Genomic DNA, 26232 nt, shown 5'->3' with positions numbered 1-26232 from the left:
ACGATGCGGAACCTGCTTCGGCGCTTCATTTCGGATACGCGCGGCAATTTCGCGATCATGGGAGCCGGGTGCATGGTGCTGGTGCTCGGTTGCGCCGCGCTCGGCGTGGATGTCGGGTCGATCTATGCCGACCGCCGTAAGGCGCAGAGCGCCGCCGACCTTGCGGCCATTGTCGCCGCCGGCAACCTTGGCAAAGCCACGAGCGCGGCCGCCGCCACCGTGATGGCCAACGGCTATCCGACGAACGCGCTGCTTTCCGTCGAACTCGGCACGTTCACCGCGAACGCAGCGCTGGCGCCGCAGGCGCGCTTCGTCACCCCCGCGACCGGCGCGCCCAACGCGGCGCGGGTCACGCTGCGTACCGAGACGCCGCTTTATTTCGCGCGCATGTTCACCGGCGGCAGCAGCCACTTCGATATCACCAGCAGGGCAACGGCCGCGAGCACCGCGCTTGCCTCGTTCGCGATCGGCTCGCGGCTGGTCTCGCTCAATGGCGGCCTGCTTAATGCGATTCTCGGTCAGATGTTGGGAACGACATTATCGCTTTCGGCAATGGACTATCAGTCGCTGATCGACGCTCACATCGACGCCTTTGATTTCATCAATGCGCTGGCGACGCGGCTCGACCTGACCGGCGTCACCTACGACTCCGTGCTGTCCGGCGACGTGAAGGTCGGCGACATGGTGGCGGCGATGCTGAGCGCGCAGCAGGCGGCGAACGGCATGAATGCCGCGACCACGGCGCTGTCGAAGGTCTCGCTGGCGCTTGCCGGGCTAACCACCACCATCGTGCCGGGGAAGCTGATCGACGTCGGCCCCTATGCGGCGATGACGGTCGGCTCAAAACCGAAAACAGGCGTCAGCGTCTCGGCGTTCGATCTGCTTTCGGCGACCGGTGCGATCGCCAATGGCAGCAACCAGATCGCGGCCTCCGTCAATCTCGGACTACCCGGTATCGCCAGCGTCTCCGTGATGGCGACGATCGGCGAGCGCCCGCAAGGGACAAGCTGGATGACGGTCGGGACTGAAGGCGCGAGCGTGCACACCGCGCAGACCCGCGTGCTGGTATCGATCAAGTTGCTTGGCAGCGGCCCGGTCGCGGCCGTCAATCTCCCGGTCTATATCGAGGTCGCCTCTGGTACGGCCACGCTGACCGCCGTGAGCTGCGGCCGTCCCGATATCAGCACCTCCAGCGTCACGCTCGGCGTCACGCCCGGCATCGTCGACGCCTGGATCGGCAACGTGTCGGCGGCCGAGATGACCAACTTCACCAGCAAACCGGACCCGGGCGCGGCGATGCTGGTCAATCTCGGCGCAGTCACCGTGACAGGCCGCGCTCATGCCGGCATGGGCAACACCGCGCCGACGCCGGTGTCCTTCAGCTACGCGGACATTGCCGCGCAAACGAAGAAGACCGTGACCACAACCGATTTCACCTCGTCATTGACCGCGAGCCTGCTCGGCGATCTCTCGCTCAAGATCAATGTGGGGCCGCTGGGCCTGCCCGTCCCCGGTCTCGGGCCGGCCGTGACGGGCATCATCAGCGGCGCCACGGCGTCAATCGATCAGGTGCTGGCGCAGGTGTTGGCGACGCTCGGCGTCGGCATCGGGCAGGCGGATGTCTGGGTCTCCGGCATCCGCTGCGACGGCGCGGTGCTGGTGAATTGATCTCCCGCAAGGGGAGAGGGATAACGAGTTCGCCTTGCCCGCTTGCCCGTCGGCTGGTAACCCGACGCTGATTTTGTAGACGACGGAAATCTACAAACACAGCAGCGAGTCCCATGTCCGACAAGAAACCGAAAAAGCCGCAAAAACTCCGCGCCCGCCTGCCGCGCGGGCTGGAGGATCGCGGTCCTGCCGCCATCGCCGCCACGCGGCAGATGATGGAAAAAATCCGCGCGGTCTACGAGCGCTACGGCTTCGAGCCGGTCGAAACGCCTGCTTTTGAATACACCGACGCGCTCGGCAAATTCTTGCCGGATCAGGATCGCCCCAATGAGGGTGTGTTCTCGTTCCAGGACGACGACGAGCAGTGGATCAGCTTGCGCTACGATCTCACCGCGCCGCTGGCTCGTTACGTGGCGGAAAATTTCCAGAACCTCGCGCTGCCCTATCGCAGCTATCGCGCCGGCTATGTCTACCGCAACGAGAAGCCGGGACCGGGACGCTTCCGGCAGTTCATGCAGTTCGATGCCGATACGGTCGGCAGCGCGTCGCCCGCCGCCGACGCCGAGATGTGCATGATGGCCGCGGACACCATGGAAGCGCTCGGCATTCCGCGCGGGCAGTATGTGGTGAAGGTGAACAACCGCAAGGTGCTCGATGGTGTAATCGAGTCGATCGGCCTCGGCGGCGACGGCGAGGCGGGGCGCCGGCTCACGGTGCTTCGGGCATTAGACAAATACGATCGGCTTGGCGAAGAAGGTGTGCGTTTGCTTCTCGGTCCAGGCAGGAGAGATGAGAGTGGAGATTTTACTGAAGGAGCACACCTTACTGACGAATCAGTAACACTGTTAGTTTGGTTCGTGATGTTACGAACTAGCGGGTGGGGTATCGAATCCACTGCTAGGCAGTTTAATCCTGACATCCATCTTGCCGCAGGAGAAGAAGAGTCGAGAACGACGGACATGCTTTCCGCGATGGAAGCGTCTCAGTACAAGAGTAGCAAGGTATTTCTAGATGGCGTCGCCGAATTGCGGCGGATCGGCGAATCAATCGCGTCCTGTGGATACAGTGATGGTCGCGTTGTCGCTGATCCCTCCGTCGTGCGCGGCCTCGAATATTACACCGGTCCTGTCTACGAGGTCGAACTGCTGCTCGAAACCAAGGACGAGAAGGGTCGTCCGGTGCGGTTCGGCTCGGTCGGCGGCGGTGGGCGTTACGACGGGCTGGTGTCGCGCTTTCGTGGTGAGCCGGTGCCGGCAACAGGTTTCTCCATCGGCGTGTCGCGCCTGCAGGCGGCACTGACTATGCTCGGAAAGCTCGACACAAGACCGCAGCCCGGCCCGGTGGTGGTCACTGTCTTTGGCGGCGACATCGCGGGCTATCAGAGAATGGTCGCGGAGTTGCGCAATGCGGGTATTCGCGCGGAATTGTATCTCGGCAATCCGAAGCATTCGCTCGGCCAGCAGATGAAATACGCCGACAAGCGCCATTCGCCGTGCGCCATCATTCAAGGCAGCGACGAGAAGGCCAACGGCAAGGTGCAGATCAAGGATCTGATCGCGGGCGCGGGGTTGACCTCGATCGAGGACCGCACTGAGTATCTGAAGAAGCAGGCGGAGGCGCAGATTGAAGTCAGCGAGAACGATCTCGTCGCCGAAGTGCGGAAGCTGCTCACGCGCCACGGCGTGAGGTGGGATTAGTCATTGTCTTGTCTGGGCAGGCTCGAGCGAAGCGGATACCGTTTGCGCGAAGAAAACGCGTAGATCAAAACCATAGAGCCACGCTTCTGATTTTGTCAGAGGCAGATAAAGGCTCTAGTGCGGCACCATCGACTTGTATTTTTCAAAGTCGCGCACGTTCATCTTGAAGCCGCCGGGCATCACGACATCGCCGGGTTTCTGGCCTTCCTTGCAGGGGCCGGCCCATTTCGCCGCTATGGTGACCTTGTTGTCTTGGCTTCCGAGCTTGCCGCCTTGGCTATGCGATGTGACGTTCACCGTATAGGCGGAGTTGAAATCGCCTGAGGTTTCGGCGTGCGATGTCACGGTCGTGCCGGCCATGGTGCAGACCGAATCCATGACATAGCCGGTTGCGGCTTTCTGGATCTCAGTCTTGGAGCAGTTCTGCTTCGCGGAGGGGGCGAAATCCGACATGAACTCGCGGTCCACGGCCTCGCTGGTGCATTGCTGAACCACAACCGCCGGCATTCTGCCGCCTTCGTGGTCCAGCTTGATGTCCCAAAGCCCGGCCTTGCGCAGCGGCAGTTGCACCTCCGCCAGCGCAGGCGCGGCGGAAAGAAGAAGTAGCGGCAGGAAGGAAATCGAGAGCCGAAGAGACCGTCGCATCGCAAACTCCGTCGGTGGAATGTCGTGGCGCGGACCTGCCATTCGTATCCCCTTTGAATAGCCGGGGACAGCCACACTAAGAAGTTTCTGATTGGGAGTTTCGCTTGCAGCGTTTGCTGTAAATTGGCAGCGAACGCCGAATTCACTCCATGAAGGTGCAGGCTCAGTAGCGCGTCTGCAGCGGAGGCTGATCCGGACCGTAGGGCACCCAGCGGCAAGCGAATGAGATGTAGCCTCCGGGATAGGCCTGGACGCCGAGGAACTTCGCCACTTTGCCGTAGCGCGCACAGTGATCGACTGCAAGCACGCGAAAATCTGCCTGATGCGCCAGCGAATAGGAGATAATACCGCCGGTGTCGTTGCCTTTGAGCGGCGGCACCCAGTCGGCCCGCGCTGATCCGCAAACCAGCGCGCTGGTCATCGTCGCCAGCAAAGCCGCTCCGAACAATCTCATCCTCATCTCCATCGTTGCGACTCGAACCTTAGAACGCTGAGCGGGCTGTGGAAAGAACGGCAAGCCGCTCATCGTGGAGTTAGGCCGCGGGTGTTGCCTTGCCGCACTTGACCTTGCGCGTGCTTCGCGGCACCGTCGCAAGGCTCAGATTCATCGGCGGAACTCCATGCGCAACCTTATCACATCCTTGAAGAAACCCGCTGTCGGCACGATGCTCGGCGCAGCATTAGGGCTGTTCGCTACGATGCCGGTTGCGCACGCTTTCAATTTTCCCGTGTTCGGGCCGTCTTATGAGGGTCGGTTGCCGGGCTGTGAGGCCGGGTTGCCGACCATCACGACGCAATTTTGGGAGAAGGAAAGGAAATTCTGGAATTCCCCGCTGCGCATCACTGCCTATGGCAACGTCCATGAAAAGGCGTTCCGGCCCCGGGAGTCCAACAATATTCCCCGCCGCTACTGCACCGCCGAAGCGATGGTCAGCGACGGCAAAGTCCGCACCGTGCATTATTCCATCATCGAGGACGGCGGGATTGCCAGCATGGGGCAGGGCGTCGAGTGGTGCGTGGTCGGCCTCGATCGCAACTGGGCCTATAATCCGGGCTGCCTTACTGCCCAACCATAAATAAGATAGGCTCGGTTCTGATCCCGGAAGGGAAAGGCTTGCCCCGTGTTCTCATCACGAGGGCGGGCGGAAACCCCTTATACACTATCCTTGTAAAGCTTCAGAGATGTCCCGGCCTCGGGTCGTTATGCTATGGTGGGCTGGTTCTCGTCGGATACCGCGCGAGGACCGGATTCCGGCTGGGCTGAGGAGTTGGCGTCATGAAGTGGGTGTCTCGCGCGGCGGCCGCGTCTGTTCTGTCGTGGCTGATCCTGCTTGCGGGGTGGACGGTCGATGCGGCGGCAAAAGACCAACGACAGAATGCGCCCGGCGCATTCGATTTCTATGTGCTTTCGCTGTCATGGTCTCCGTCGTTCTGCGCTGCCGCGGCGGAACGCGGCAGTACCAGCCGGTCGCAGCAGGGCCAGTGCGGCGAGCGACCGTTCTCTTTTGTGGTGCACGGCCTTTGGCCGCAATACGAGCACGGCTTTCCCGATTATTGCCAGCGTCCTGCGCCGCGGCTTGATCGCCGTATCATGACCTCGATGCTGGATTTGATGCCGGCGCCGGGCCTGATCTACAGCCAGTGGGATAAGCACGGCACCTGCTCAGGGCTCAGCGCAGAGGCTTACTTCGAGACTGTCCGCAAATCACGCGCCGCTGTGAAGATTCCGGCGGAATTCCTCGATCTCGCCGCACCGAAGAGCATGACGCCCGATGCTATCGAGAGCGCCTTCATCAAGAATAATCCGGGCCTCAGCCAGTCCGCAATTGCGGTGATCTGCGACCGGACCAGGCTCAGCGAAGTGCGTATCTGCATGAACAAGGACCTGCAATTCCGCGCGTGTGAGGAAATCGACCGGCGCGCCTGCGTCCGGGACCAGGTGGTGATGCCTCCGGTGCGCGGCGGGTAGTATTTCGTCTCCTTCTGCGCGTATTGGAGCGGTAAGACGTCTGGCCGGACTTGATGGCGTTGCTCCGAGAAATACCAAAAGAACTCAGCACCATGAATTACCGCCACGCCTTCCACGCCGGCAACTTCGCCGACGTCATCAAGCATATCGTGCTGGTCCGCGTCCTGACCTATCTGCACGAGAAGCCGGCGGCATTCCGTGTCATCGACACTCACGCGGGCGCGGGCGTCTACGATCTGACCGGTGAGGAGGCAGATCGCGGCGGAGAATGGCTGACCGGCATTGCGCGGCTGATGCAGGCACGTTTTTCCGACCCCGTTGCTCAGTTGGTTGCGCCCTATCTCGATATCGTCAGGGCCTTCAATCCCCAGCGTGACCTGAAATGTTATCCGGGGTCACCCCTGATCGCGCGTGCTTTGCTGCGGCCGCAGGACCGGATGGTCGCCTGCGAAATCGAGCCCGTTGCACGCAAGCACCTGATCGGTGCGCTGCGGCGCGACACCCAGGCCAACGTGGTCGATCTTGACGGCTGGATGGGGCTTGCCGCTTTCGTGCCTCCGAAGGAGCGGCGCGGGCTGGTGCTGATCGACCCGCCGTTCGAGCGCAAGGACGAGTTCGAACGCCTCGCCGGCGGATTCGCCGAAGCCTTCGCCAAATGGCCGACCGGCTGCTACCTGCTGTGGTATCCGGCCAAGCGGCGCCGGGCGACGGACGATCTGGCCCGCAGGGTCGGTGCCGTCGCGGGAGGCGACGCCGACAAATGCCTGCGACTGGAATTCAGCGTGGCGCCGCAGACCGCGGACGGTCCACTCACTTCGGCTGGGCTTCTGATCGTCAATCCACCATGGACGTTGCGAGCCGAACTCAAGTCCATCCTTCCCGAACTGGAGAAACCGCTGGGCCAGGGCGGCGCCGCCCGCTTCAAGCTTGAGGCGATCACCGATTGAGCCGGCCTTGCCTGGGCGGATTGCCGTCAAAAAAAATCCGGCCGCAAGCGGCCGGAGGTTGGTGTGATGATTATTGTTCTCGTTATAGCGTTTCGAGCGAAGTGGGATCCGGTTCGCTCGAAGAAAACGCGTCAAATCAAAAAGATCTCTAGAAGTGATAGTTTACCCCGGCGCGGACCATTCCGGATTGGTAGCTGTGAGGCGCGCCCGTAATCGTGAAATTGCTGCTCGACAGATCGACATACAGATACTCGACCTTTGCGGTCCAGTTCTGGTAGATGCCGACTTCAGCGCCTACTCCGACCGTCCAGCCCGCGTTGGTGTGGGATTCCGACAGAGCGAAGGTTTCGGCGCGCAGTTTACCGAAGGCAAGACCGCCGGTGCCGTAAACCAGGACGTTGTTGAACGCGTAGCCGACACGGCCGCGCACAGTGCCGAACCAGGGATTTGAGAATTTCCAGGCCGCGAAAGTATCGTTGGCGGCGTTGGCCTGGATGTCACCTTCGAGGCCGAACACCAGCGCACCGCTCTGCCAGTTGTAGCCGGCCTGCACGCCGCCAAACACGCCGTCCGGCCTGGTGAGGCTGTTCTGGACGCTACCCCAGGCATATCCTAGGTTGCCGCCCAGATAGGGCCCCGCCCAGCTAAAGGCATTGAGCGGCTGGTTGACGGTGTAGGGCGCCCGGTAAGAGAAATCGGCGGCCTGCGCGGTGCCGATCAGCGCTGTGGATGCCACTGCAGCCAATGCTGCGATCATTGTCTTGGTCATCTCGGCACTCCAACCCTTTTACCGTTCCCACCGTGACATCGCGCGAGCCAGGTCCGTATGGCTACGAAATGCTAAATTCGATACGTAGGATTTATCGAAAGTTTTAAGTTAAGCGGTTCTTAAGACGGCGCCCCCGCCGACTCTTGTCCTTAAAAAAGTGTTATCGGCATGACCGCGTCGGGAACCGGTCGCGTGACGCTTTGCGCAGAGCCAAAGCCTCGCCCTGTCTGGGAGTGGATCGCTGGCATCGGCCGGCTTCATCGCTTAACTGAGGGACATGACGACCGATTCCTCCGATCCTGCGAAGCCGATCGGGCCAAGACAGCCGCCTGGTTCCGGAGTGGACATGCGGCGGCGCGGCGGGGTGCCGACGGAACAGGACGTCGATCCCGCAACCATTGAGACCGACGAGGACGACGAGCCGCGGCTGCCTGATCTTCCGGACGATACGTCCGATACGATCGCGGAGGCTCCGCTCGCGATCGGACGTGCGGCGATCGAACACGCGGTTCGCCATGCGCCCACCTCGCCCGGCGTCTACCGCATGATGAATGCCGCAAGCGACGTGCTGTATGTCGGCAAAGCCAAGAACGTGCGCAAGCGTTTGTCGTCTTATGCGCGGCCGACAGGCCAGGTGATGCGCATCGCGCGCATGATTGCGGCGACGGCCACCGTCGAGATCGTATCGACCGAGACCGAGACCGAGGCGTTGCTGCTCGAAGCGAATTTGATCAAGCAGTTGCGACCACGCTTCAACGTGCAATTGCGCGACGACAAGTCGTTCCCCTATATTCTGATTACTGGCGACCACTGGGCGCCGCAGATCCTCAAACATCGCGGCGCGCAGTCGCGGCCGGGCCGCTATTTCGGGCCTTTCGCGTCCGCCGGTGCCGTCGGCCGCACCATTACGGCGTTGCAGCGGGCATTCCTGGTGCGCTCCTGCACCGACTCCTTTTTCGAAAGCCGAACGCGGCCTTGCCTGCTGTACCAGATCAGGCGTTGCGCCGGTCCCTGCACCGGCGAGATCGATTTCCCCGGCTATACGGCATTGGTTCGCGAGGCGACCGATTTCCTGTCCGGTCGCAGCCGCGCCGTGAAGGAGGAGCTGGCGCGGGAAATGGAAAAAGCCTCCGACGATCTCGCCTTCGAGCGCGCTGCGCTCTATCGCGACCGGCTGGCCGCGCTGTCGGCGATCCAGTCGCAACAAGGCATCAACCCGCGCACGGTGGAAGAAGCGGACGTTTTCGCCATTCATCAGGAGGGCGGCTATTTCTGCGTCGAGGTATTCTTCTTCCGCACCGGACAGAACTGGGGCAACCGAGCCTATTTTCCGCGCGCGGAGAAATCTTTCACGCCGGAGGAGGTACTTGGATCATTTCTCGCCCAGTTCTACGACGACAAGCCTCCGCCCAGGTTGATCCTGCTATCGCGCCCCATCGAGGAAAGCGAATTGCTCGCCCATGCGCTGTCGATCAAGGCTGGTTACGGGGTCAAGGTTTTAATGCCGCAGCGGGGCGAAAAGAAGGAGTTGGTCGTACACGCGTTGACCAACGCCCGCGAAGCGCTGGGCCGTAAACTGGCGGATACCGCGACGCAGTCGCGGCTGTTGCAGGGGTTGGCGACGGTGCTCGGCTTGCCGCAGGCGCCGCAGCGCGTCGAAGTCTACGACAACAGTCACATCCAGGGCACCAATGCGGTGGGGGCGATGATCGTCGCCGGTTCCGAAGGCTTTCTCAAGAATCAGTACCGCAAGTTCAACATCAAGTCTGATAACCTGACCCCCGGTGACGATTACGCGATGATGCGTGAGGTGTTGGAGCGCCGGTTCAAGAGATTGCTGACGCAGAAAGCTGAATCGGAACAGGACGCCGTTCCGCAATGGCCTGATCTCGTAATCATCGACGGCGGCCTCGGCCAGCTCAATGCCGCCCGCGGGATATTCGAGGCGCTGGGTCTGAGCCGGGTCTCGTTGGTGGCGGTCGCCAAGGGACCGGACCGTGATGCCGGCCGCGAAACCCTGTTCCTGCCGGATCGTCCAGCCATCAAGCTCGAACCACGGGATCCGATTTTGTATTTTATCCAACGATTGCGTGATGAGGCGCATCGGTTTGTCATTGGATCGCATCGTAAGCTGCGTAGAAAGGACATCCGAGAAGCCGGATTGCAGGAAGTTCCCGGTATTGGCCCCGCGCGTAAGCGCGCGCTGCTGCATCACTTCGGGACGTTAAAGGAGATTGAGCGGGCGTCGCTGGCAGACCTCGGCAAGGTTCCGGGCATAAGCGCCGAAAGTGCCCGCAGGATCTTCGATTTTTTCCACGCGCGGCCGGCGTAGGGGATTTGTTATGATATCCGGTCTTCTTTTTCGTATTAAGATCAATGAATTAAGACTGCGGCAGCCGCGAGGTCGGCAAAATTGCGCGGCGCGGCCGGTTGACGTTCGCCCTGCGACAGTATTGGTAAGATGAAATGAGCACCGTAACCAGCCAGGCGACCGCGAAGCACATGCTGTCGCTACCGAATATCCTCACCTATGCTCGCATCGCCGCGATCCCGGTGGTGGTGGGTTGCGTCTATGCGCAATCGATCATGGACGGGCCGTTACAGCTGCGCTGGGTGGCGCTCGGAGTGTTCATTGCGGCCGCTGTGACGGACTTTTTCGACGGCTACTATGCACGAATCTGGGATCAGCACTCCGCCCTCGGCAAGATGCTCGATCCGATCGCCGACAAGCTTCTGGTTGCATCCTGCCTGCTGATGTTGGCGGCGGACGGCATCATCCATGGCTGGACGCTGTGGGCGGCAATCGTGATCCTGTGCCGCGAGATTCTCGTATCTGGGCTTCGCGAATATCTGGCGGCGTTGCGCGTCAGCGTGCCGGTAACCAAGCTTGCGAAGTGGAAGACCACCGCGCAACTCGTCGCGATCGGGTTTTTGCTCGCGGGGGAGGCCGGCGATCTGGTATTCCCGTTCGTGACCCAGGTCGGACTTCTGTTGTTGTGGGTCTCGGCGATCCTCACCATCTATACGGGCTGGGACTATTTCCACGCCGGTATTCACCACCTCATGGCGGAGGATGAGAAATGAAGGTGCTTTATTTCGCCTGGGTGCGCGAGCGGGTCGGCAAGGCCGAGGAGGCGCTCGATCCCCCGCCGGCCGTCGCGACGGTTGCCGATCTGATCGCATGGTTGTCGCAGCGGGGCGATGAATATGCCCACGCATTCGAGAAGCCGAAGGTGATCCGCGCCGCGATCGACCGGATGCATGTCAACCAGGACACGACGATCGCGGGCGCGCGCGAAATTGCCTTCTTTCCGCCGATGACCGGCGGCTGATCTGTCAACTCCGGCTCCGTCGATGACCGTTCCCGTCACCATACGCCTGCAGGAAGCCGACTTCGATGTCGCGCGCGAAGTCGCGGCGCTGTCGCGCGGCCGCACCGACATCGGCGCCGTCGTGAGTTTCTCTGGCATTTGCAGAAGCGACCAGGCCGGCGGCGAGGGTGGCGATGCGATCGCCGCGCTGATGCTGGAACATTATCCCGGTATGGCGGAGGCTGAGATCGCGCGTCATGCCGAGGAGGCGCTCTCGCGCTGGCCGCTCACAGGCATCACCATCATTCATCGCTACGGCCGGATCGTCCCTGGTGAGAACATCGTTCTCGTGGTCACTGCGTCGTCGCATCGCGAGGCGGCATTTCAGGGCGCCGAATTCCTGATGGACTATCTCAAGACGCAGGCGCCGTTCTGGAAACGCGAGGAGGGCGCCGCCGGGTCAAGCTGGGTGGACGCTCACGACCGCGACGACACTGCTGCGGCGCGCTGGGCCAAATCCTGATGGCGAGGACCGCCGCACGCGGCGGACGATCGAAAGTCGCGGCCGCCAGCTCAAACCGAAAACGCCCGCCGGAGCGAGCCACAGCAAAGGCTGCAAACTCTGCCGTTGCCAGAACCTCGACTCCGGAACTCGAGACGATTTTCGACTATGTTCATCATGCAGCCGCAAGGCTTGAGCGCGCGCATGTCATTTTCGCGCACGGCACCACCGATCCGGTCGCAGAGGCGGCCTTCCTGGTCGGCGAAGCCATGCACCTGCATCCGGACGAAGTCGAACCGCAGGCCGCGCGGCGCGTGCCGAAGGCGGCGGGCCAGCGAATTCTTGGCTGGATTGAGCAGCGCATCGCAACCCGCAAGCCCGCCGCCTATCTCGTCAACAGGATGTATATGCGCGGCTTGCCGTTCTATGTCGACGAGCGCGTGATCGTGCCGCGTTCGTTCATCGGGGAAATTTTGGATTCGCATTTCGGCGACGACGATGTGCTGCGTTTGCGTCATCCTGCAACCGTAACCCGTGTGCTCGATCTATGTACCGGCTCGGGATGCCTTGCCATTTTGGCCGCGCGCGCATTTCCGAATGCTACGGTCGATGCGACTGACCTGTCGGCGGACGCGCTCGCGGTCGCAGCGCGCAATGTACGCGAGCACGGCCTTGACGATCGCATCCATGTTGCGCAGGGAGATCTGTTCACAGCAGTCAGTGGCAAGCGATACGATCTCATTATCTCGAACCCGCCTTATGTCGATGCGAAGGGCATGGCGGGCCTGCCGCACGAGTGTCTTGCGGAGCCGCGGATGGCGTTCGACGGCGGTGCCGATGGCATCGATCTGGTGCGACAGATCATCGACGGCGCCAATACTCATCTCGCGCCCGGCGGCGGACTGTTGTGCGAGGTCGGTCGCTGCAAGCCGGCGATCGAAAAGGCTTATCCGCGCGCGGATTTGCTCTGGCTCGATACCGAGGAGTCCGAGGGCGAGGTGTTCTGGATCGAGGCTGCGCGGCTTGCGGATCGATCTGCACATTCGGCCGGCGCGGCATGAGCGTGTGGCGTGTTGCGTTTGTTCCTGCGAACCGGTGCCTGATCGTTTGAAAGCGCTATAAACGCTGGTCAATGAACGAGATACGACACCTCCGGCGACACGGTGAGAGGTGCCCGTCGTCCGATATTGTCTTTCTGCCCCGATTGCCGTGTTGATGACGAAGTCGCCATGCTTTTTGACGCTCGCCATAGCGCACTCTCGCGCGATGTTTGGCTCGGAGAATTCCGGGCCACCCTGACGCTCGGTTGGCCTCTGGTCCTCACCAACCTCGCGCAAATCGCGCTGACCACGACAGATGTGATCGTGCTGGGCCGCGTTGGTGCTTCCGCGCTGGCCGCCGGAACCCTTGGGGTCAATCTGTACTTCGCGATCCTGATTTTCGGCATTGGCGTCGTCACCGCGACCACGCCGATGATGGCCGAGGCGTTTGGCCGCAAGCTGCATATGGTGCGCGACGTGCGGCGGACGTTTCGGCAGGGGATATGGGCGTCGGTTCTGATTGCGGTGCCGAGCTGGCTGCTGCTTTGGCATACCGAGGCGATCCTGCTTCGGTTTGATCAGGAACCGCAGCTTGCAGCAGATGCTCAGCTGTTCGTGCGCGCCTTGCAATGGGGCATGCTGCCGACGCTCGGCTTCATCGCGTTACGCTCGTTCTTCGCCGCGCTGGAACGGCCGTTATCGGCGATGATGGTGACGGCGGTCGCGATCCTGTTCAATATCGTCGCAAACTGGGCGCTTGTGTTCGGTCATCTTGGTCTGCCGGCACTTGGACTGCGCGGCTCCGGCATCGCAACGACTTTGTCGAACACCTTCCTGTTCGCGGGGTTGGTACTGGTGGTGAACTTTAGCCACAAGTTCCGCCGCTATCATCTGTTCGGTAACTGGTGGCATGCCGATTGGCCGCGTCTCGTCACGCTGTGGCGCGTCGGTCTGCCGATTGGTGCCGCGCTCGGCTTCGAGATCACCGTGTTCAATGCCGCGGTATTCCTGATGGGACAGTTCGGAACAGCCTCGATCGCGGCTCATGCCATTGCAATTCAGATCGCGTCGGTTTCCTTCATGGTGCCAATGGGACTGGCGCAGGCGGCGACGGTACGTGTCGGTCGCGCGTACGGCGCGCGAGACTTCGACGGGATTACCCGCGCAGGATGGACGTCGTTTGCCCTGGCGATTGCATTCATGGTGAGCACCAGCGTCTTGATGATTACCGCGCCACGATGGCTGATCGGCGCATTTGTCGACGTCAACGATGCGGCAAACGCCGAGGTGATCGGACTTGCCGTGTCGTTTCTCACCTGTGCAGCGGTATTTCAGATTGCCGATGGCGCGCAGGTGGTCGGCGCCGGTATGCTGCGTGGTCTGCAGGATACCCGCGTGCCGATGATTTATGCCGGCCTGGGTTATTGGGGCTTCGGTATGTCGTTGAGTTTGCTGTTTGCCTTCAAACTCGGATTTCAGGGCACCGGTATCTGGATCGGTCTGGCGTCGGGCCTCGCGGCCGTGGCCATCCTGATGATTTCGCGCTGGGTCAGACGTGAGCGGATCGGTCTGGTGCCCCTAAACGGCAGGCAGTTTCGCGAGGTCTTGGCCGCGAAATAAATCGCGTGAATGCGCGTCGGTCACAGCACCTTGCGGGTCCAGTTGTGCGGGTCAGTCGCGCGGCCATACTGGATGTCGACCAGCTTCTTGCGAAAGCCCATCGCGACGGATCCGGCGGCGCCGCCATTGATGGTGAAATCGCCGTGCGCCGAGCACACCTTGCCGATCGGCGAGATGACGGCGGCGGTGCCGCAGGCGAACGCTTCCCGGAGCCTGCCGCTGGCGGCATCCGTGCGCCACTGATCGATTGTATAGGGCTCCTCGCGCACGCTCGTGCCGGATTCCCTTGCGAGTGTGATGATCGAATCGCGGGTGATGCCCGGCAGGATGGTGCCGAGCGGCGGCGTCGAGAGCGAACCGTCGTCGAAAACGAAGAAAACGTTCATGCCACCGAGTTCTTCGACATAGCGTCGCTCGACCGCATCCAGAAAAACCACCTGATCGCAGCCGCGATCGATGGCTTCAGCCTGCGCGCGCAGGCTGGCGGCGTAGTTTCCGCCGCATTTGACGGCGCCGGTGCCGCCGACTGCCGCACGCGTGTAGTTTTCCGATACCCAGATCGAGACTGGTGCGGGGCCGCCCTTGAAATAGGAGCCGACCGAAGAGGCGATGACGGCGAAGATGTAGTCCGCCGATGGCTTCACGCCAAGGAAGACCTCGTTCGCGATCATGAAGGGCCGCAGGTATAGGCTGCCTTCACCGCCAGGAATCCAGTCCTGGTCGATGCGCACGAGTTGCTCGATGGCCTCGATGAAAACGGTCTCGGGTAGTGGCGCCATCGCCATGCGCTCGGCCGAATTGCGGAAGCGTCTCGCATTGGCGCCGGGACGGAACAGGTTGACGCCACCGTCGTCACGCTTGTAGGCCTTGAGGCCTTCGAAAATCTCCTGCGCGTAGTGCAGAACGGCGGTCGCAGGATCGAGCGGGAAGTTGGCGCGCGACGCGACCCTCGCCCCGTGCCAGCCTTTCGCCTGATTGAAGTTCACAACGGCCATGTGATCGGTAAACACCCGGCCAAAGCCAGGGTTCGCAAGTTTTTCGGCGCGCACGGTCGCCTGCGTCGGATTGGCTGTCGGTTGGATATCGAATCTCAACGACGTCCCGCCATCGATCGTATCAAGCGAAACTCCCATGAACATTCTCCCGGCTTTGCAGTACCTTGTCTGCGTGCCCCTGCCTGCCATGCGAAGGCGGTTTCCGCTTTGGCGGAAGGCGCGAAGTCCAGTATGTTAACCGAAATGCCGCCCGGCAATCGCACCGATCAGAATTCCGGGCTGCGTGGTCTCGCACGCTCGTGTCGGGGGTCGATAAACAGTCGGCCCCGGACGAAACGTTATTATATTTCGCATCAGACAGCCGACTTGTAACATTGAAACCAGATATGTCAATATGGCTGACATAAAACTCTCGGCCCCGACCGCCATGGTCACTTCCGGCCCTGAGACGCCCGGCAGGCGATCCGCGGAGACGCGTTGGGACATCATCGAACTGCTGTTCTTTGCCTATCGCGATTTCGTTGACGATCCTGATCATGTGCTTGAGGAACTTGGCTTCGGCCGCGCGCATCATCGCGTCATGCATTTCGTCCATCGCTACCCCGGGCTCACCGTCGCCGATTTGCTCGATGTGCTGCGGATCACGAAGCAATCGCTGGGGCGAGTGCTCAAGCAACTCCTCGACGAGGGCTATATCGTGCAGAAGGCCGGCGACGCTGACCGCCGTCAGCGCCTTCTTTTCGCCACCCCGAAAGGCGAGGCGCTGGTAGCGCAGCTCGCGGGCCTTCAGACCGATCGCATCAAACGCGCGCTGCGGGGCCTCGACGCATCCGGTGTCGAGGTGGTGCGCAAATTTTTGCTCGGGATGATCGACCACGATGATCCTGACAAGGTGCTGGAGGCGATCCTGCGAGCGGACGGCAAGATGGTGAAGGCATGACAGTAACGCAAACGGCAGGGACCGCGCGAGCGCAGGTGAAGCTGGCCGACGACGCCCCGCATCTGCTGCTGGTCGACGATGACCGGCGCATCCGGGATCTGTTGTCGCGCTTTCTGGCGGGGGAGGGTTACCGTGTCACCACGGCCATGAGCGCCAAGGCCGCCCGCTCGAAATTGCTCGGTCTGCATTTCGACCTGTTGATCCTGGACATCATGATGCCCGGCGAAACCGGCTTTGATCTCGCCCGTTCCATCCGTGCCTCGTCTCCGGTGCCGATCATCATGCTGACGGCCCTGCACGAGGCCGAGAACCGCATCGAGGGTTTGCAGATCGGTGCTGACGACTATCTCGCCAAGCCGTTCGAGCCGCGCGAACTGGTGCTGCGGATCGGGAATATCCTCAAGCGTACGATGCCGCTGCCGATGATGCGAAGCGAATCGATTGCGTTCGGACCCTATGTCTATCATCTGGAGCGCGGTGAGCTGCGTCAGGGCGACGACGTCATTCATCTCACTGATCGCGAGCGCGAGATGCTGCGTATGCTCGCGGCCACCCCGGGCGAGACGGTTCGCCGCGGCGAACTCAACGGCGGCGGCACCGTGAACGAGCGCGCCGTCGATGTCCAGATCAACCGGTTGCGGAGGAAGATCGAGCGCGATCCCGCCAATCCGCTATTCCTTCAGGCGGTGCGCGGGGTAGGCTATCGCCTGGTCGCAGCCCCTTGACGTCGATAACGACCACCCTCGATGCCGGTCTGACGCTAGTCCGCACGGCGTTGCGACGGGTCATGGTCGTCAATAGCCGAATTGGGCACGCGTTCAAAAAGTGGATGCCCGAGGGCCTCTATGCCCGTGCGCTGCTGATCATGATTGTTCCTATGGTGGTGCTGCAATCGGTCGTGGCCTTCGTGTTCATGGAGCGCCACTGGAATACGGTGACGCGACGTCTGTCGGCGGCAGTCGTGCAGGACGTCGCCGCGCTGATCGATGTGTACAAGGATTACCCGCAGGACAAGGACCGTACGGCGATCCGGCGCATCGCACAGCAGCGGCTCGGATTGGTCGTCGATTTCCTGCCTCCGGGCGATATGCCCCCGCCCGGGCCGAAACCGTTCTTCACCCTGCTCGACCAGTCGCTGTCGGTGCAGATCAGCAGGCAGATCGGCAAGCCGTTCTGGATCGATACGGTCGGACGGTCCAATCTGGTGGAGATCAGAATTCAGCTCGACGACACTGTGATGCGGGTGTTTGCGCAGCGCAGCGCCGCCTACGCGTCAAACTCGGAAATCTTCATCTTCTGGATGCTGGGCACGTCGTCGATCCTGCTGTTCGTCGCTGTGCTGTTTCTTCGCAACCAGATCAAGCCGATCCTGCGGCTGGCGGACGCCGCCGAGAGTTTTGGCAAGGGCCGCGACGCGCCGAACTTCCGTCCGCGCGGGGCGCGCGAGGTCCGCCGCGCGGCGCATGCGTTCATCGAAATGAAGATGCGTATCGAGCGCAGTATCGAGCAGCGCACCGCGATGCTGGCCGGCGTGTCGCATGACCTGCGCACGATTCTGACCCGCTTCAAGCTGGAGCTGGCGCTGATCGGCGACAGTCCGGAAGTCGATGGCATGCGGAAGGATGTCGACGAGATGCACGGGATGCTCGAGGCTTATCTCGCTTTCGCGCGCGGTGACAGCGGCGAACATGCACAGCCGACCGACATGGCTTCCGCTCTCGAGGAGTTACGAAGCGATGCCGAGCGCAACGGTCACGCAGCAACGGCGATATTTAACGGACTTCCCGTCGCCACCGTCAAGCCGGCAGCGTTCAAGCGCTGCCTTGGCAATCTGGTGTCAAACGCGGCACGATATGCCGACTCCATCGCCATCAACGGCCATCGCGATCACCGATGGCTCACCGTCATGGTCGATGATGATGGCCCGGGCATCCCGCGGGATATGCGCGAGGAGGTCTTCAAGCCGTTCCTGCGACTCGACAGCGCGCGCAATCAGGACGAGGGCGGCTCCGGTCTCGGCCTCGCTATTGCGCGAGACATCGCGCGCTCCCATGGCGGTGACATTACACTCGGTGACAGTCCGATGGGCGGTCTGCGCGCGACCGTGCGGGTGCCGGTGTAGGTGCAAGCGTGTTCTTTCTGCGCTCGGATCATGCCTAGCTTTCCCGGTTCTGAGGTCCCACATTGAATACGGGCTCGTTGCGGTCTGGCCAGGAGGAGCGCATGATGCTCTACGGCCTCGAGCACACTCGAATTGAGGGAGCGGGTGACATGGACGGCTCGGTTAAGCTGGAAATGCGCTATGGTGCCTCCAACTATGCGCCGATGCCGGTCACCATCGTGCGTGGCAAGGGCGTCTACCTGTGGGACGAAAACGGGCGACGCTACATCGATATGATGGGCGCCTATTCGGCGGCAAGCTTCGGACATTCTCATCCCCGATTGATACAGGCGCTCACCGACCAGGCGCGACAACTGGACACGATTTCGCGCGCTTATTTCAACGATCGTCTCGGAGCCTTTCTCGCCCGCGCTTGCAGTTTGACCGGGATGGACTTGGCGCTGCCGATGAACAGCGGCGCCGAGGCGGTGGAGACGGCGCTGAAGGCCGCGCGCAAATGGGCCTACACGGTCAAGGGGGTGCCGGCCGACCGCGCTGAGATCATCGTCTGTGACGGCAATTTTCACGGCCGCACCATCGCTATCGTCGGCTTCTCGTCTGTGGCGCAATATCGCGACGGCTTCGGTCCATTTCCGCCCGGTTTCAGGTCGGTGCCGTTCGGCGACGTGGCGGCGCTTCGAGCCGCGATCACGCCGAACACCGCGGCCTTCCTGGTCGAGCCGATCCAGGGCGAAGGCGGCATCAACGTGCCGCCGCCGGGCTACCTTGCCGAGGTCGCGCGCATCTGCCGGGAGCACAATGTCCTGCTGATCTGCGACGAGATCCAGTCCGGCCTTGGTCGCACCGGGCGGCTGCTGGCTTGCCAGCACGACGGCGTGACGCCGGACGCGGTGACACTGGGCAAGGCGTTGGGCGGCGGACTTCTGCCGGTGTCGCTGTTCCTGGCGCGGCGCGAGGTGATGCAGGTGTTCACGCCCGGCGACCATGGCAGCACCTTCGGCGGTAATCCGATTGCGGCCGCGGTCGGATTGGCCGCACTTGATACGTTGATGGACGAGAGACTGGTCGAGCGGTCCGCGCGCCTTGGCACGCATCTGCTTGCACGGCTTCGCGCGATCGAAAATCCCATCATTCGCGAGGTGCGAGGGCGGGGGTTGTTCGCGGGCGTCGAGTTGGATCGCGATTTAGCCAACGCCGCCGCGGTAGCAACGCGGCTGTTGCAGGCGGGCGTGCTGACCAAGGACACTCACCGCAACACCATTCGTTTTGCGCCCCCGCTGATTATCGAAGAATCCCAGATCGATTGGGTGGCGGACCGGGTCGCCGAAGTGCTGGACGAATTCGCTCGCGCGGAAGCTGATCCCTGAACTCCGCCTCAATCGATGTCGAAGCGGACGCCTTGGGCGAGCGGAAGATCGTCGCCGTAATTCACCGTGCTGGTGGCGCGACGCATGTAGGCTTTCCAGGCGTCGGAGCCGGCTTCGCGGCCGCCGCCCGTTTCCTTTTCTCCGCCGAACGCACCACCGATCTCGGCGCCGGAGGGGCCGATGTTCGCATTGACGATGCCGCAATCGGAGCCTGCCACTGAGAGGAACTTCTCCACCTCGCGCATGTCGGTCGAGAAGATCGAGGACGACAGCCCGTGAGCAGCCGCATTGTGCTGCTCTATCGCCGCGTCAAGGTCGGTATATTTCATGACATACAAAATCGGTGCGAAGGTCTCCCGCAGCACCGGGCCGGTCTGCGCCGGCATCTCCACCAATGCCGGCCGGACATAATACGCGTTGGGAAGCCGTTTCTCCTCGACACGCTCACCGCCGTGGATCCGCGCGCCGTGCGCCCGTGCCTCCTCAAGCGCGCATTGCATGGTCTCGAATGCGGCTTCGTCGATCAGCGGACCGACCAGCACCTCGTCGCTTGCGAGCGGGTCGCCGATCCGGACCGAGGCATAGACGCGTTTCAGCTTCGCTACGAATTCGTCGTGGACGTTGTCATGAACGAACAACCGCCGCAGCGTGGTGCAACGCTGGCCGGCGGTGCCGATGGCGGCGAAGGCGATGGCCCGCAGCGCCAGATCGAGGTTCGCCGACGGGCAGACGATCGAGGCATTGTTGCCGCCGAGTTCGAGAATGCCGCGCGCGAACCGCCGCGCAAGTTGCGTTCCGACCTCGCGGCCCATCGCTGTCGATCCGGTCGCGGAAATCAGCGGCACCCGTGGATCGTTGACCAGGACTTCGCCGATATCGCGCCCGCCGATCAGCACAGTGCATAAGCCGTCGCGGATGTTGCCCGCCTTGACGGCGGCGCGTTCGAACAGCGCTTGCACCGCCAGCGCCGTGAGCGGGGTTTTTTCCGACGGCTTCCAGATTACCGGATTGCCGCAGACCAGCGCCAGCGCCGCATTCCACGACCATACCGCGACGGGAAAATTGAACGAGGTGATGACGCCGGTCGGGCCGAGCGGATGCCATTGCTCCATCATGCGGTGATTGGGCCGTTCGCTGGCGATCGTGAGACCGTAAAGCTGGCGCGACAGGCCGACCGCGAAGTCGCAGATGTCGATCATCTCCTGCACCTCGCCACGGCCTTCCGAGACGATCTTGCCGGCTTCAATGGTGACCAGGCGGCCCAGAACATCCTTGGCGTCGCGCAATTCAAGGCCAAGCACGCGAACCAGTTCGCCACGCCGCGGTGGAGGGACCGACCGCCATTGCCGGAACGCCGCTTCAGCGAGCGCGACGGTTTCGGCCACACGTCGCGAACTTGCATCCTCGACGTGTGCGATGGTCTCGCCGGTCAGAGGCGAGCGTACGGCGCGCGTGCCGTGCCGGCGATCGGGTGAAACCCCGAGATGATCGAGCAGGGATGCAACCTCGTCGGCAAGCATAAGAGCTTCTCCCAAACGGGTCCGGGTGGCCCATGTTGCGGCAAGTCATGACAATTCTTCAAGCCGGATGAGCGTTCCCGCAGCATGTGCGGCGATGCGTCAAGCGCTCGCGGAAATCCTCGGATCGTCAGGGACGCTTCAGTCCTGCAGCAAAAAACTACTTCGCCAGTTCCTGCGATCGCTTTGTCGCGGCGGCCACCGCGCGCGTCATCAGTTCTTTCAGACCGTGCTCGCTCATCAATACGTTGAGCGCTGCGGCCGTGGTGCCGCCGGGCGAGGTGACGTTCTGGCGCAGCGTCGCGGCGTCGAGATCGGATCGATGCAGCAATTCGCCTGACCCGGCGACAGTCTCGCGGGCCAGCTTTGCAGCGAGATCGGCAGGCAGGCCTGCGCTGACGCCGGCGCGCGCGAGCTCCTCGGCGAGCAGGAAGACGTAGGCCGGTCCCGATCCCGACACAGCCGTGACGGCGTCCATCAGCGCTTCGTCATCGACCCATTCCACCGCCCCGGTCGCGCGCAGCAGCGCGTCGGCCATGGTGCGCTGTGTCTCGTTCACGCCTTTCGCGGCGACTGCCACGGTCATGCCGCGGCCAATCGCGGCAGGCGTATTGGGCATCGCGCGGACGATGTTGCCGCCGCAGGCCGTGTCGAGCATGGCAATCGTCGTGCCCGCCATGATCGACACCACAAGGGTCGGAGATCCCACCAGCGGCCGCAGCGTCGGAGCGGCGTCGCCGAAGGTCTGCGGCTTGACCGCGATCACGAGCGCCGCGACGTCACCGATTTCCTCGGCTGCGGGATTTAGCCGAATGCCGCCGGCGGCGAGCGAGCGGGTATCGGCGGAAGGATATGGCTCGATCACAATGACGCGCTTCGGATCCAATCCGCGCGCGAGCCATCCCGTCAGCAATGCGCTGCCCATCTTCCCGGCGCCGGCGAGAACGACAGTGCCTGAAATATCCGCGAGAGTTTCCATGTCCGGCGTTATCGTCATGGCGGGTTCCTGATGGTCAAAGAGCGTTCGCGAAAAGACCCGTCATCGCGGGTTGAGTACGAAGCATACCTTCGCACGGACAACCCCACGATCCGTCATTCATTGAACGAATTGCAAGAGGATGGACAGCCCGGTCATGACGCAAAAAGCAATTGCGCGAGATTACGCCTCGCCCTCGGTGTCGAACATCGCGGCGGTCATTGCCTCGGCCGCCGACTTTCCGGCCCAGACCACGAACTGCAGCGCCGGGTAGTAGCGCTCGCAGGCGTGGATCGCGCCCGCCATCATGGTCTCGCACTGCGCGTTCGACGCAATCAGCCCCTCGGGAAGGACAAGCGCATGGCGGTACATGATCGTTCCGGTCTGGGTCCAGATATCGAAATGGCCGACCCACAATTGCTCGTTGATCGCGGCGATCACGCGCTGGGCCTCGCTGCGCCGGGCGACCGGAATCTTCATGTCGAAGGCGCAGGCGAGATGCAACGCATCGATCTCACCCATCCAGGTGAAGGTGAGGTGATAATCGGTCCAGTTGCCTTTCGAGACGATTGTGATTTCGTCTTCGCCGGAACGCTCGAACGCCCAATCGTTGGTGGCGGCAATGTCCTCGACCACCGCCAGCGGATTGTTCTTGGAATCGATAGCGCCTTCGAGCAGCGACATGCCGTCCCGATCCTTGCTTTTGCTTGTGTTGATACGCACTCATAGAACGGCCGGTGCTGGCACGCGGCGGATATCAATCTTTCAGACGATCCATCACACGCGTTGATCGAATGAGGATGATGTCCTGCGCGGATCAAGTGATGTGATTTGCGGAATCGGCGCAACGCCGCCTGGAGTCCGTCCACAGGCAAAGCGCGCGTCGTCCACAACTGATCGAAAGCAGAGACGGTTTACGCCGTGAACAAAACGGACTCGGGACACGCGTTGCGCGAGTCTTGCGGTTGCGACTCGCTTGTCGCGAGTCCGGCATCATCCGATGATCGACGAAAGATTCCCGCGCGGGATGATGTCTACACCCTCGGCGATAAAATGAGGTTGGTATGCCCACGGTTACGCTCGCTCTCAAAGGAGCGATCAATCGCTTCATCTTCGAAAATTTTCGGATGTTGATCCTTGTCCCAGCAATCTCTCGTTACGATGCATGGGTACGACCGAAGCGCCTTCTTGGGGCGACCCTGGGTCTGCCTTTTCTCAATCTCCCCGACGCGGAAAGATCAGCCTGTCCGACGGCTAAAAGCGACTTACGCGACAGCCGGAGAGTTCGAAAAATTCAGCCCAATTTCTTGTTATTTCGGGCGTTTGCGGTTAGAACGCCGCCACGTCTCATGGCCCCCGCACCCCTGGAGGCTTGCCGGTGACGTGCAACGGGCCGCGATTGCGGCCTTTAACTTTTTGAAAAGCAAGGATAAATCGATGGCGACCGTCAGGGAATTGAAGGCGAACGCGCGTCCGAAGAGCGGCAAGGGGGCCGCCCGGGCTGAGCGTCGCGCCGGCCGAGTGCCGGGCGTGATCTATGGAAACAAGCAGCCCCCGCAGCCGATCTCGGTCGAAGAACCAGAACTGCGTCAGCGCATTCTGGCGGGCCGTTTCCTGACGACGATCTTTGACATCAACCTGGACGGCAAGAAGCATCGCGTGATTCCGCGCGACTTCCACCTTGATCCGGTCAAGGATCTGCCGATCCATGTGGACTTCATGCGGCTCGGCGAAGGCGCCACCATCCGCGTCAGCGTTCCGCTTCGCCTGCTGAAAGCGGATGTCGCGCCCGGCGTGAAGCGCGGCGGCACCGTCAATCTCGTAACCCACGCGATCGATGTCGAGTGCGCGGCTGAAAACATCCCGCAGTTCATCGAGGCCGACGTCGGCGCACTGGAAATCAACCATTCGCTCCATTTGTCGGACGTTGAATTGCCGCCCGGCGTGAAACCGCTGGCACGCGAGGACGTCACGTTGGTGACCATCGTGCCGCCGTCAGGCTACGCGGAAGAACTCAAGGCAGCCGCCGCTGCTGCGGCCGGCACCGCGGCTCCCGCCGCCGGTGCGGCTCCCGCTGCTGCTGCTGCAGGCGCGGCCGCCGGTGGCGCGAAGGCGCCCGCAGGTGGCGGAGCGAAGGCGCCCGCAGGTGGCGGCGACAAAAAGAAGTAAGCGGCCGGTGGAGCGATTTGACATTCGCGACGCCGCCTGCCGAGGTTTCGCAACGCGAATGTCTTACGGCTAACCGGATTCCACTTAGCCGGAAAATGCTCTAGGGGATCCGCGTCATGCGCCTGTTCGTCGGACTGGGAAATCCCGGCACGAAGTATCAGGGGAATCGACACAACATCGGGTTCATGGTCGTGGACGAGATCGCGCGGCGTCACGGTTTCGCACCGTGGCGCCGCCGCTTTCAGGGCGAAGCTTCCGAAGGCACGCTCGACCGGGAGCGGGTCATCCTGCTCAAGCCGACGACCTACATGAACAACTCCGGCAACGCGGTTCAGGACGCCGCGCAGTTCTTCAAGCTGACGCAGGGTGATGTCGTGGTGTTTCACGACGAGATCGAACTCCCGCCGGCCAAGGTTCGCGTCAAGGTCGGCGGTGGCATTGCCGGACACAACGGCCTGCGATCGATCTCGGCGCATGTTGGCAACGACTATCGCCGCGTTCGACTGGGCGTCGGTCACCCGGGCATCAAGGAACTGGTGCATGCGCACGTGCTGAACGACTTCCCCAAAAGCGAACGTCCCTGGGTCGAGGCGCTGGTGGACGTCGTTGCGGAAAACGCAGCACTGCTCGTCGCCGCCAGGGATTCGGCGTTCCAGAACAAGGTGCATCTCGCGATGCAGGCGAAGGGATTTGCCGAGAAGGATAAAGAGGACAACAACGGCGCCAAGTAAACGGCCAGGTCAAATCGTCTTCATCGCCAGCGGTCCGGCGATTGGTTCCTCGAATAAAATGGATAGGCGGGTTAAGCCCCGCTTATGGCGATCCGGGTCGGTTGCGCAATCCGCGCCAAATATCGGAATGAATCATGGGTTTCAAATGCGGTATCGTCGGGTTGCCCAATGTCGGCAAGTCGACCCTGTTCAACGCGTTGACGGAAACGGCGGCGGCGCAGGCGGCGAACTATCCATTCTGCACCATCGAGCCTAATGTCGGCGCCGTGGCGGTGCCGGATTCGCGCCTCGACGGGCTCGCGGCGATTGCCAAATCGGCGCAGATCATTCCGACGCAACTAACGTTTGTGGACATCGCCGGTCTGGTGCGCGGCGCATCCAAAGGTGAAGGGCTCGGCAACCAGTTTCTCGCCAACATCCGGGAGGTCGATGCGGTCGCGCATGTCGTGCGCTGTTTTGAGGATTCCGACATTACCCATGTCGAGGGCAAAATCGCGCCGCTCGCGGACATCGAGACCATCGAGACCGAACTGATGCTGGCCGATCTCGAAAGCCTCGAGAAGCGTGTCGACAATCTTTCGAAAAAGGCCAAGGGCAACGACAAGGAAGCCAAGGAGCAGCTCGATCTGGTCGAGCGTGCGCTCAAGCTCCTGCGCGACGGCAAGCCGACGCGCGGCATGGAGCGCAAGCCTGAGGAAGAACGCAATTTCCGCATGCTCGGATTGCTGACCTCAAAGCCGGTGCTCTACGTTTGCAACGTCGAGGAAGGCTCGGCGGCGAGCGGCAACGCCTTCTCGCAAGCCGTGTTCGAACATGCGGCGAAGGAAGGCGCGGTCGCGGTCGTGATTTCCGCGAAGATTGAGTCCGAGATCGCGACGCTGTCGCGTGAGGAGCGCGCCGATTTCCTTGAAACGCTGGGGCTGGAAGAGGCGGGTCTCGACCGCCTGATCCGCGCGGGCTACGACCTGCTGCATCTCATCACCTATTTCACGGTAGGCCCGAAGGAAGCGCGCGCCTGGACCATCACCAAGGGCACCAAAGCCCCAGGTGCGGCGGGCGTCATTCACACCGACTTCGAAAAAGGTTTCATCCGCGCCGAAACCATCGCTTGCGCCGACTATATGGCGCTCAATGGCGAAGCAGGCGCACGCGATGCCGGCAAGCTCCGGCTGGAAGGAAAAGAATACGTCGTCGCCGACGGCGACGTGATGCATTTCCGGTTCAATACCTAGAGTCCGATTCAACTG

General features: G+C 62.1%; 25 protein-coding genes. 18 read left to right on the top strand and 7 right to left on the bottom strand.

Going from position 1 to position 26232, the window contains the following annotated elements; all coding sequences use genetic code 11:
- Positions 1–3 precede the first annotated feature (3 nt).
- Entirely contained in the window at positions 4–1668 is a 1665-nt protein-coding gene (locus GGQ85_RS02335; RefSeq protein WP_309773214.1) for a pilus assembly protein TadG-related protein, read from the top strand.
- Between the two features lie 113 nt (positions 1669–1781).
- The gene (gene hisS, locus GGQ85_RS02330) at positions 1782–3365 is read left to right on the top strand and encodes a histidine--tRNA ligase (RefSeq protein ID WP_309773213.1); all 1584 of its coding nucleotides are present in this window, start codon (positions 1782–1784) and stop codon (positions 3363–3365) included.
- Between the two features lie 114 nt (positions 3366–3479).
- Here the strand turns inward: hisS and GGQ85_RS02325 are convergent, their stop codons facing one another.
- Entirely contained in the window at positions 3480–4010 is a 531-nt protein-coding gene (locus GGQ85_RS02325) for a DUF3617 domain-containing protein (protein ID WP_309773212.1), read from the bottom strand.
- A gap of 163 nt (positions 4011–4173) precedes the next feature.
- Complete coding sequence (locus GGQ85_RS02320) at positions 4174–4464, bottom strand: hypothetical protein (protein WP_309773211.1); 291 nt, start codon at positions 4462–4464, stop codon at positions 4174–4176.
- A 166-nt stretch (positions 4465–4630) separates the two neighbouring features.
- On the opposite strand from GGQ85_RS02320, the gene GGQ85_RS02315 reads away from it, so the two are divergent.
- The 3 genes from GGQ85_RS02315 (at position 4631) to GGQ85_RS02305 (ending at position 6926) form a co-directional block, all read left to right on the top strand.
- Positions 4631–5086 carry a hypothetical protein gene (locus GGQ85_RS02315; protein WP_079447557.1) on the top strand — a complete coding sequence of 152 codons (456 nt, stop codon included), beginning with the start codon at positions 4631–4633 and terminating at the stop codon, positions 5084–5086.
- A 200-nt stretch (positions 5087–5286) separates the two neighbouring features.
- Positions 5287–5979, top strand: coding sequence for a ribonuclease T2 family protein (locus GGQ85_RS02310; RefSeq protein WP_309773210.1), 693 nt, complete (start codon positions 5287–5289; stop codon positions 5977–5979).
- A gap of 92 nt (positions 5980–6071) precedes the next feature.
- Positions 6072–6926 (top strand): 23S rRNA (adenine(2030)-N(6))-methyltransferase RlmJ, encoded by an 855-nt coding sequence (locus tag GGQ85_RS02305; RefSeq protein ID WP_079447555.1) that lies wholly within the window; start codon positions 6072–6074, stop codon positions 6924–6926.
- 148 nt (positions 6927–7074) lie between these two features.
- Here the strand turns inward: GGQ85_RS02305 and GGQ85_RS02300 are convergent, their stop codons facing one another.
- Entirely contained in the window at positions 7075–7695 is a 621-nt protein-coding gene (locus GGQ85_RS02300) for an outer membrane protein (protein ID WP_079447554.1), read from the bottom strand.
- 346 nt (positions 7696–8041) lie between these two features.
- On the opposite strand from GGQ85_RS02300, the gene uvrC reads away from it, so the two are divergent.
- The 6 genes from uvrC to GGQ85_RS02270 all read left to right on the top strand — a co-directional run bounded on the left by uvrC (position 8042) and on the right by GGQ85_RS02270 (position 14168).
- On the top strand, positions 8042–10027 hold the full coding sequence (uvrC, locus tag GGQ85_RS02295) for an excinuclease ABC subunit UvrC (RefSeq protein WP_309773326.1): 1986 nt from the start codon (positions 8042–8044) through the stop codon (positions 10025–10027).
- Positions 10028–10161: 134 nt separating this feature from the next.
- Positions 10162–10779, top strand: a complete 618-nt coding sequence (pgsA, locus tag GGQ85_RS02290; RefSeq protein ID WP_079447552.1) for a CDP-diacylglycerol--glycerol-3-phosphate 3-phosphatidyltransferase — start codon at positions 10162–10164, stop codon at positions 10777–10779.
- A complete protein-coding gene (moaD, locus tag GGQ85_RS02285) occupies positions 10776–11027 on the top strand; it encodes a molybdopterin converting factor subunit 1 (RefSeq protein WP_079447551.1) in 252 nt (83 codons plus the stop codon). The genes pgsA and moaD overlap by 4 nt, the downstream gene beginning before the upstream one ends.
- 22 nt (positions 11028–11049) lie before the next feature.
- Complete coding sequence (locus GGQ85_RS02280; RefSeq protein ID WP_079447550.1) at positions 11050–11529, top strand: molybdenum cofactor biosynthesis protein MoaE; 480 nt, start codon at positions 11050–11052, stop codon at positions 11527–11529.
- The gene (prmB, locus tag GGQ85_RS02275; protein ID WP_309773209.1) at positions 11529–12569 is read left to right on the top strand and encodes a 50S ribosomal protein L3 N(5)-glutamine methyltransferase; all 1041 of its coding nucleotides are present in this window, start codon (positions 11529–11531) and stop codon (positions 12567–12569) included. Before GGQ85_RS02280 ends, prmB begins: the two co-directional genes overlap by 1 nt.
- Before the next feature lie 168 nt (positions 12570–12737).
- Complete coding sequence (locus GGQ85_RS02270) at positions 12738–14168, top strand: MATE family efflux transporter (protein ID WP_309773208.1); 1431 nt, start codon at positions 12738–12740, stop codon at positions 14166–14168.
- A 20-nt stretch (positions 14169–14188) separates the two neighbouring features.
- Here the strand turns inward: GGQ85_RS02270 and GGQ85_RS02265 are convergent, their stop codons facing one another.
- Positions 14189–15301 (bottom strand): branched-chain amino acid aminotransferase, encoded by a 1113-nt coding sequence (locus tag GGQ85_RS02265; RefSeq protein ID WP_309773207.1) that lies wholly within the window; start codon positions 15299–15301, stop codon positions 14189–14191.
- Positions 15302–15590: 289 nt separating this feature from the next.
- Here GGQ85_RS02265 and GGQ85_RS02260 point away from each other — a divergent pair, with 289 nt between their 5' ends.
- The 4 genes from GGQ85_RS02260 (at position 15591) to rocD (ending at position 19592) form a co-directional block, all read left to right on the top strand.
- Entirely contained in the window at positions 15591–16103 is a 513-nt protein-coding gene (locus tag GGQ85_RS02260) for a MarR family winged helix-turn-helix transcriptional regulator (RefSeq protein ID WP_309773325.1), read from the top strand.
- On the top strand, positions 16100–16828 hold the full coding sequence (locus tag GGQ85_RS02255) for a response regulator (RefSeq protein WP_079447546.1): 729 nt from the start codon (positions 16100–16102) through the stop codon (positions 16826–16828). The genes GGQ85_RS02260 and GGQ85_RS02255 overlap by 4 nt, the downstream gene beginning before the upstream one ends.
- 62 nt (positions 16829–16890) lie before the next feature.
- Positions 16891–18225 carry an ATP-binding protein gene (locus tag GGQ85_RS02250; RefSeq protein WP_079447688.1) on the top strand — a complete coding sequence of 445 codons (1335 nt, stop codon included), beginning with the start codon at positions 16891–16893 and terminating at the stop codon, positions 18223–18225.
- Positions 18226–18374: 149 nt separating this feature from the next.
- Positions 18375–19592, top strand: coding sequence for an ornithine--oxo-acid transaminase (rocD, locus tag GGQ85_RS02245; RefSeq protein ID WP_309773324.1), 1218 nt, complete (start codon positions 18375–18377; stop codon positions 19590–19592).
- A gap of 8 nt (positions 19593–19600) precedes the next feature.
- On the opposite strand, the gene amaB is transcribed toward rocD, so the two are convergent.
- The 3 genes from amaB to GGQ85_RS02230 all read right to left on the bottom strand — a co-directional run bounded on the left by amaB (position 19601) and on the right by GGQ85_RS02230 (position 22769).
- The gene (gene amaB / locus GGQ85_RS02240) at positions 19601–21112 is read right to left on the bottom strand and encodes an L-piperidine-6-carboxylate dehydrogenase (RefSeq protein WP_309773206.1); all 1512 of its coding nucleotides are present in this window, start codon (positions 21110–21112) and stop codon (positions 19601–19603) included.
- A 157-nt stretch (positions 21113–21269) separates the two neighbouring features.
- Positions 21270–22106, bottom strand: coding sequence for a pyrroline-5-carboxylate reductase (gene proC / locus GGQ85_RS02235; protein WP_309773205.1), 837 nt, complete (start codon positions 22104–22106; stop codon positions 21270–21272).
- 162 nt (positions 22107–22268) lie between these two features.
- Positions 22269–22769 (bottom strand): type III secretion system chaperone family protein, encoded by a 501-nt coding sequence (locus tag GGQ85_RS02230; protein ID WP_079447686.1) that lies wholly within the window; start codon positions 22767–22769, stop codon positions 22269–22271.
- Between the two features lie 753 nt (positions 22770–23522).
- Between GGQ85_RS02230 and GGQ85_RS02225 the strand changes: the two genes are divergently transcribed.
- The 3 genes from GGQ85_RS02225 (at position 23523) to ychF (ending at position 26217) form a co-directional block, all read left to right on the top strand.
- A complete protein-coding gene (locus GGQ85_RS02225) occupies positions 23523–24254 on the top strand; it encodes a 50S ribosomal protein L25/general stress protein Ctc (protein WP_079447685.1) in 732 nt (243 codons plus the stop codon).
- A gap of 116 nt (positions 24255–24370) precedes the next feature.
- The gene (gene pth / locus GGQ85_RS02220) at positions 24371–24985 is read left to right on the top strand and encodes an aminoacyl-tRNA hydrolase (RefSeq protein ID WP_079447543.1); all 615 of its coding nucleotides are present in this window, start codon (positions 24371–24373) and stop codon (positions 24983–24985) included.
- A gap of 134 nt (positions 24986–25119) precedes the next feature.
- Complete coding sequence (gene ychF, locus GGQ85_RS02215) at positions 25120–26217, top strand: redox-regulated ATPase YchF (protein ID WP_309773204.1); 1098 nt, start codon at positions 25120–25122, stop codon at positions 26215–26217.
- Positions 26218–26232 lie beyond the last annotated feature (15 nt).

The organism is Nitrobacter vulgaris, from assembly GCF_031453995.1.
In the GTDB taxonomy this organism is placed as follows: Bacteria; Pseudomonadota; Alphaproteobacteria; order Rhizobiales; family Xanthobacteraceae; genus Nitrobacter; species Nitrobacter vulgaris.
Note: the sequence above shows the minus strand (reverse complement) of the source record. Positions and strands in the feature narration are given on the sequence as shown.

What these genes read in the sequence shown, in the direction of transcription:
- GGQ85_RS02335 (WP_309773214.1), top strand. Translation starts at nt 4, where the DNA reads ATGCGGAACCTGCTTCGGCGCTTCATTTCGGATACGCGCGGCAATTTC.
- hisS (WP_309773213.1), top strand. Translation starts at nt 1,782, where the DNA reads ATGTCCGACAAGAAACCGAAAAAGCCGCAAAAACTCCGCGCCCGCCTG.
- GGQ85_RS02325 (WP_309773212.1), bottom strand. Translation starts at nt 4,010, where the DNA reads ATGCGACGGTCTCTTCGGCTCTCGATTTCCTTCCTGCCGCTACTTCTT.
- GGQ85_RS02320 (WP_309773211.1), bottom strand. Translation starts at nt 4,464, where the DNA reads ATGAGATTGTTCGGAGCGGCTTTGCTGGCGACGATGACCAGCGCGCTG.
- GGQ85_RS02315 (WP_079447557.1), top strand. Translation starts at nt 4,631, where the DNA reads ATGCGCAACCTTATCACATCCTTGAAGAAACCCGCTGTCGGCACGATG.
- GGQ85_RS02310 (WP_309773210.1), top strand. Translation starts at nt 5,287, where the DNA reads ATGAAGTGGGTGTCTCGCGCGGCGGCCGCGTCTGTTCTGTCGTGGCTG.
- GGQ85_RS02305 (WP_079447555.1), top strand. Translation starts at nt 6,072, where the DNA reads ATGAATTACCGCCACGCCTTCCACGCCGGCAACTTCGCCGACGTCATC.
- GGQ85_RS02300 (WP_079447554.1), bottom strand. Translation starts at nt 7,695, where the DNA reads ATGACCAAGACAATGATCGCAGCATTGGCTGCAGTGGCATCCACAGCG.
- uvrC (WP_309773326.1), top strand. Translation starts at nt 8,042, where the DNA reads ATGCGGCGGCGCGGCGGGGTGCCGACGGAACAGGACGTCGATCCCGCA.
- pgsA (WP_079447552.1), top strand. Translation starts at nt 10,162, where the DNA reads ATGAGCACCGTAACCAGCCAGGCGACCGCGAAGCACATGCTGTCGCTA.
- moaD (WP_079447551.1), top strand. Translation starts at nt 10,776, where the DNA reads ATGAAGGTGCTTTATTTCGCCTGGGTGCGCGAGCGGGTCGGCAAGGCC.
- GGQ85_RS02280 (WP_079447550.1), top strand. Translation starts at nt 11,050, where the DNA reads ATGACCGTTCCCGTCACCATACGCCTGCAGGAAGCCGACTTCGATGTC.
- prmB (WP_309773209.1), top strand. Translation starts at nt 11,529, where the DNA reads ATGGCGAGGACCGCCGCACGCGGCGGACGATCGAAAGTCGCGGCCGCC.
- GGQ85_RS02270 (WP_309773208.1), top strand. Translation starts at nt 12,738, where the DNA reads ATGCTTTTTGACGCTCGCCATAGCGCACTCTCGCGCGATGTTTGGCTC.
- GGQ85_RS02265 (WP_309773207.1), bottom strand. Translation starts at nt 15,301, where the DNA reads ATGGGAGTTTCGCTTGATACGATCGATGGCGGGACGTCGTTGAGATTC.
- GGQ85_RS02260 (WP_309773325.1), top strand. Translation starts at nt 15,591, where the DNA reads ATGGTCACTTCCGGCCCTGAGACGCCCGGCAGGCGATCCGCGGAGACG.
- GGQ85_RS02255 (WP_079447546.1), top strand. Translation starts at nt 16,100, where the DNA reads ATGACAGTAACGCAAACGGCAGGGACCGCGCGAGCGCAGGTGAAGCTG.
- GGQ85_RS02250 (WP_079447688.1), top strand. Translation starts at nt 16,891, where the DNA reads ATGGTCGTCAATAGCCGAATTGGGCACGCGTTCAAAAAGTGGATGCCC.
- rocD (WP_309773324.1), top strand. Translation starts at nt 18,375, where the DNA reads ATGGACGGCTCGGTTAAGCTGGAAATGCGCTATGGTGCCTCCAACTAT.
- amaB (WP_309773206.1), bottom strand. Translation starts at nt 21,112, where the DNA reads ATGCTTGCCGACGAGGTTGCATCCCTGCTCGATCATCTCGGGGTTTCA.
- proC (WP_309773205.1), bottom strand. Translation starts at nt 22,106, where the DNA reads ATGACGATAACGCCGGACATGGAAACTCTCGCGGATATTTCAGGCACT.
- GGQ85_RS02230 (WP_079447686.1), bottom strand. Translation starts at nt 22,769, where the DNA reads ATGTCGCTGCTCGAAGGCGCTATCGATTCCAAGAACAATCCGCTGGCG.
- GGQ85_RS02225 (WP_079447685.1), top strand. Translation starts at nt 23,523, where the DNA reads ATGGCGACCGTCAGGGAATTGAAGGCGAACGCGCGTCCGAAGAGCGGC.
- pth (WP_079447543.1), top strand. Translation starts at nt 24,371, where the DNA reads ATGCGCCTGTTCGTCGGACTGGGAAATCCCGGCACGAAGTATCAGGGG.
- ychF (WP_309773204.1), top strand. Translation starts at nt 25,120, where the DNA reads ATGGGTTTCAAATGCGGTATCGTCGGGTTGCCCAATGTCGGCAAGTCG.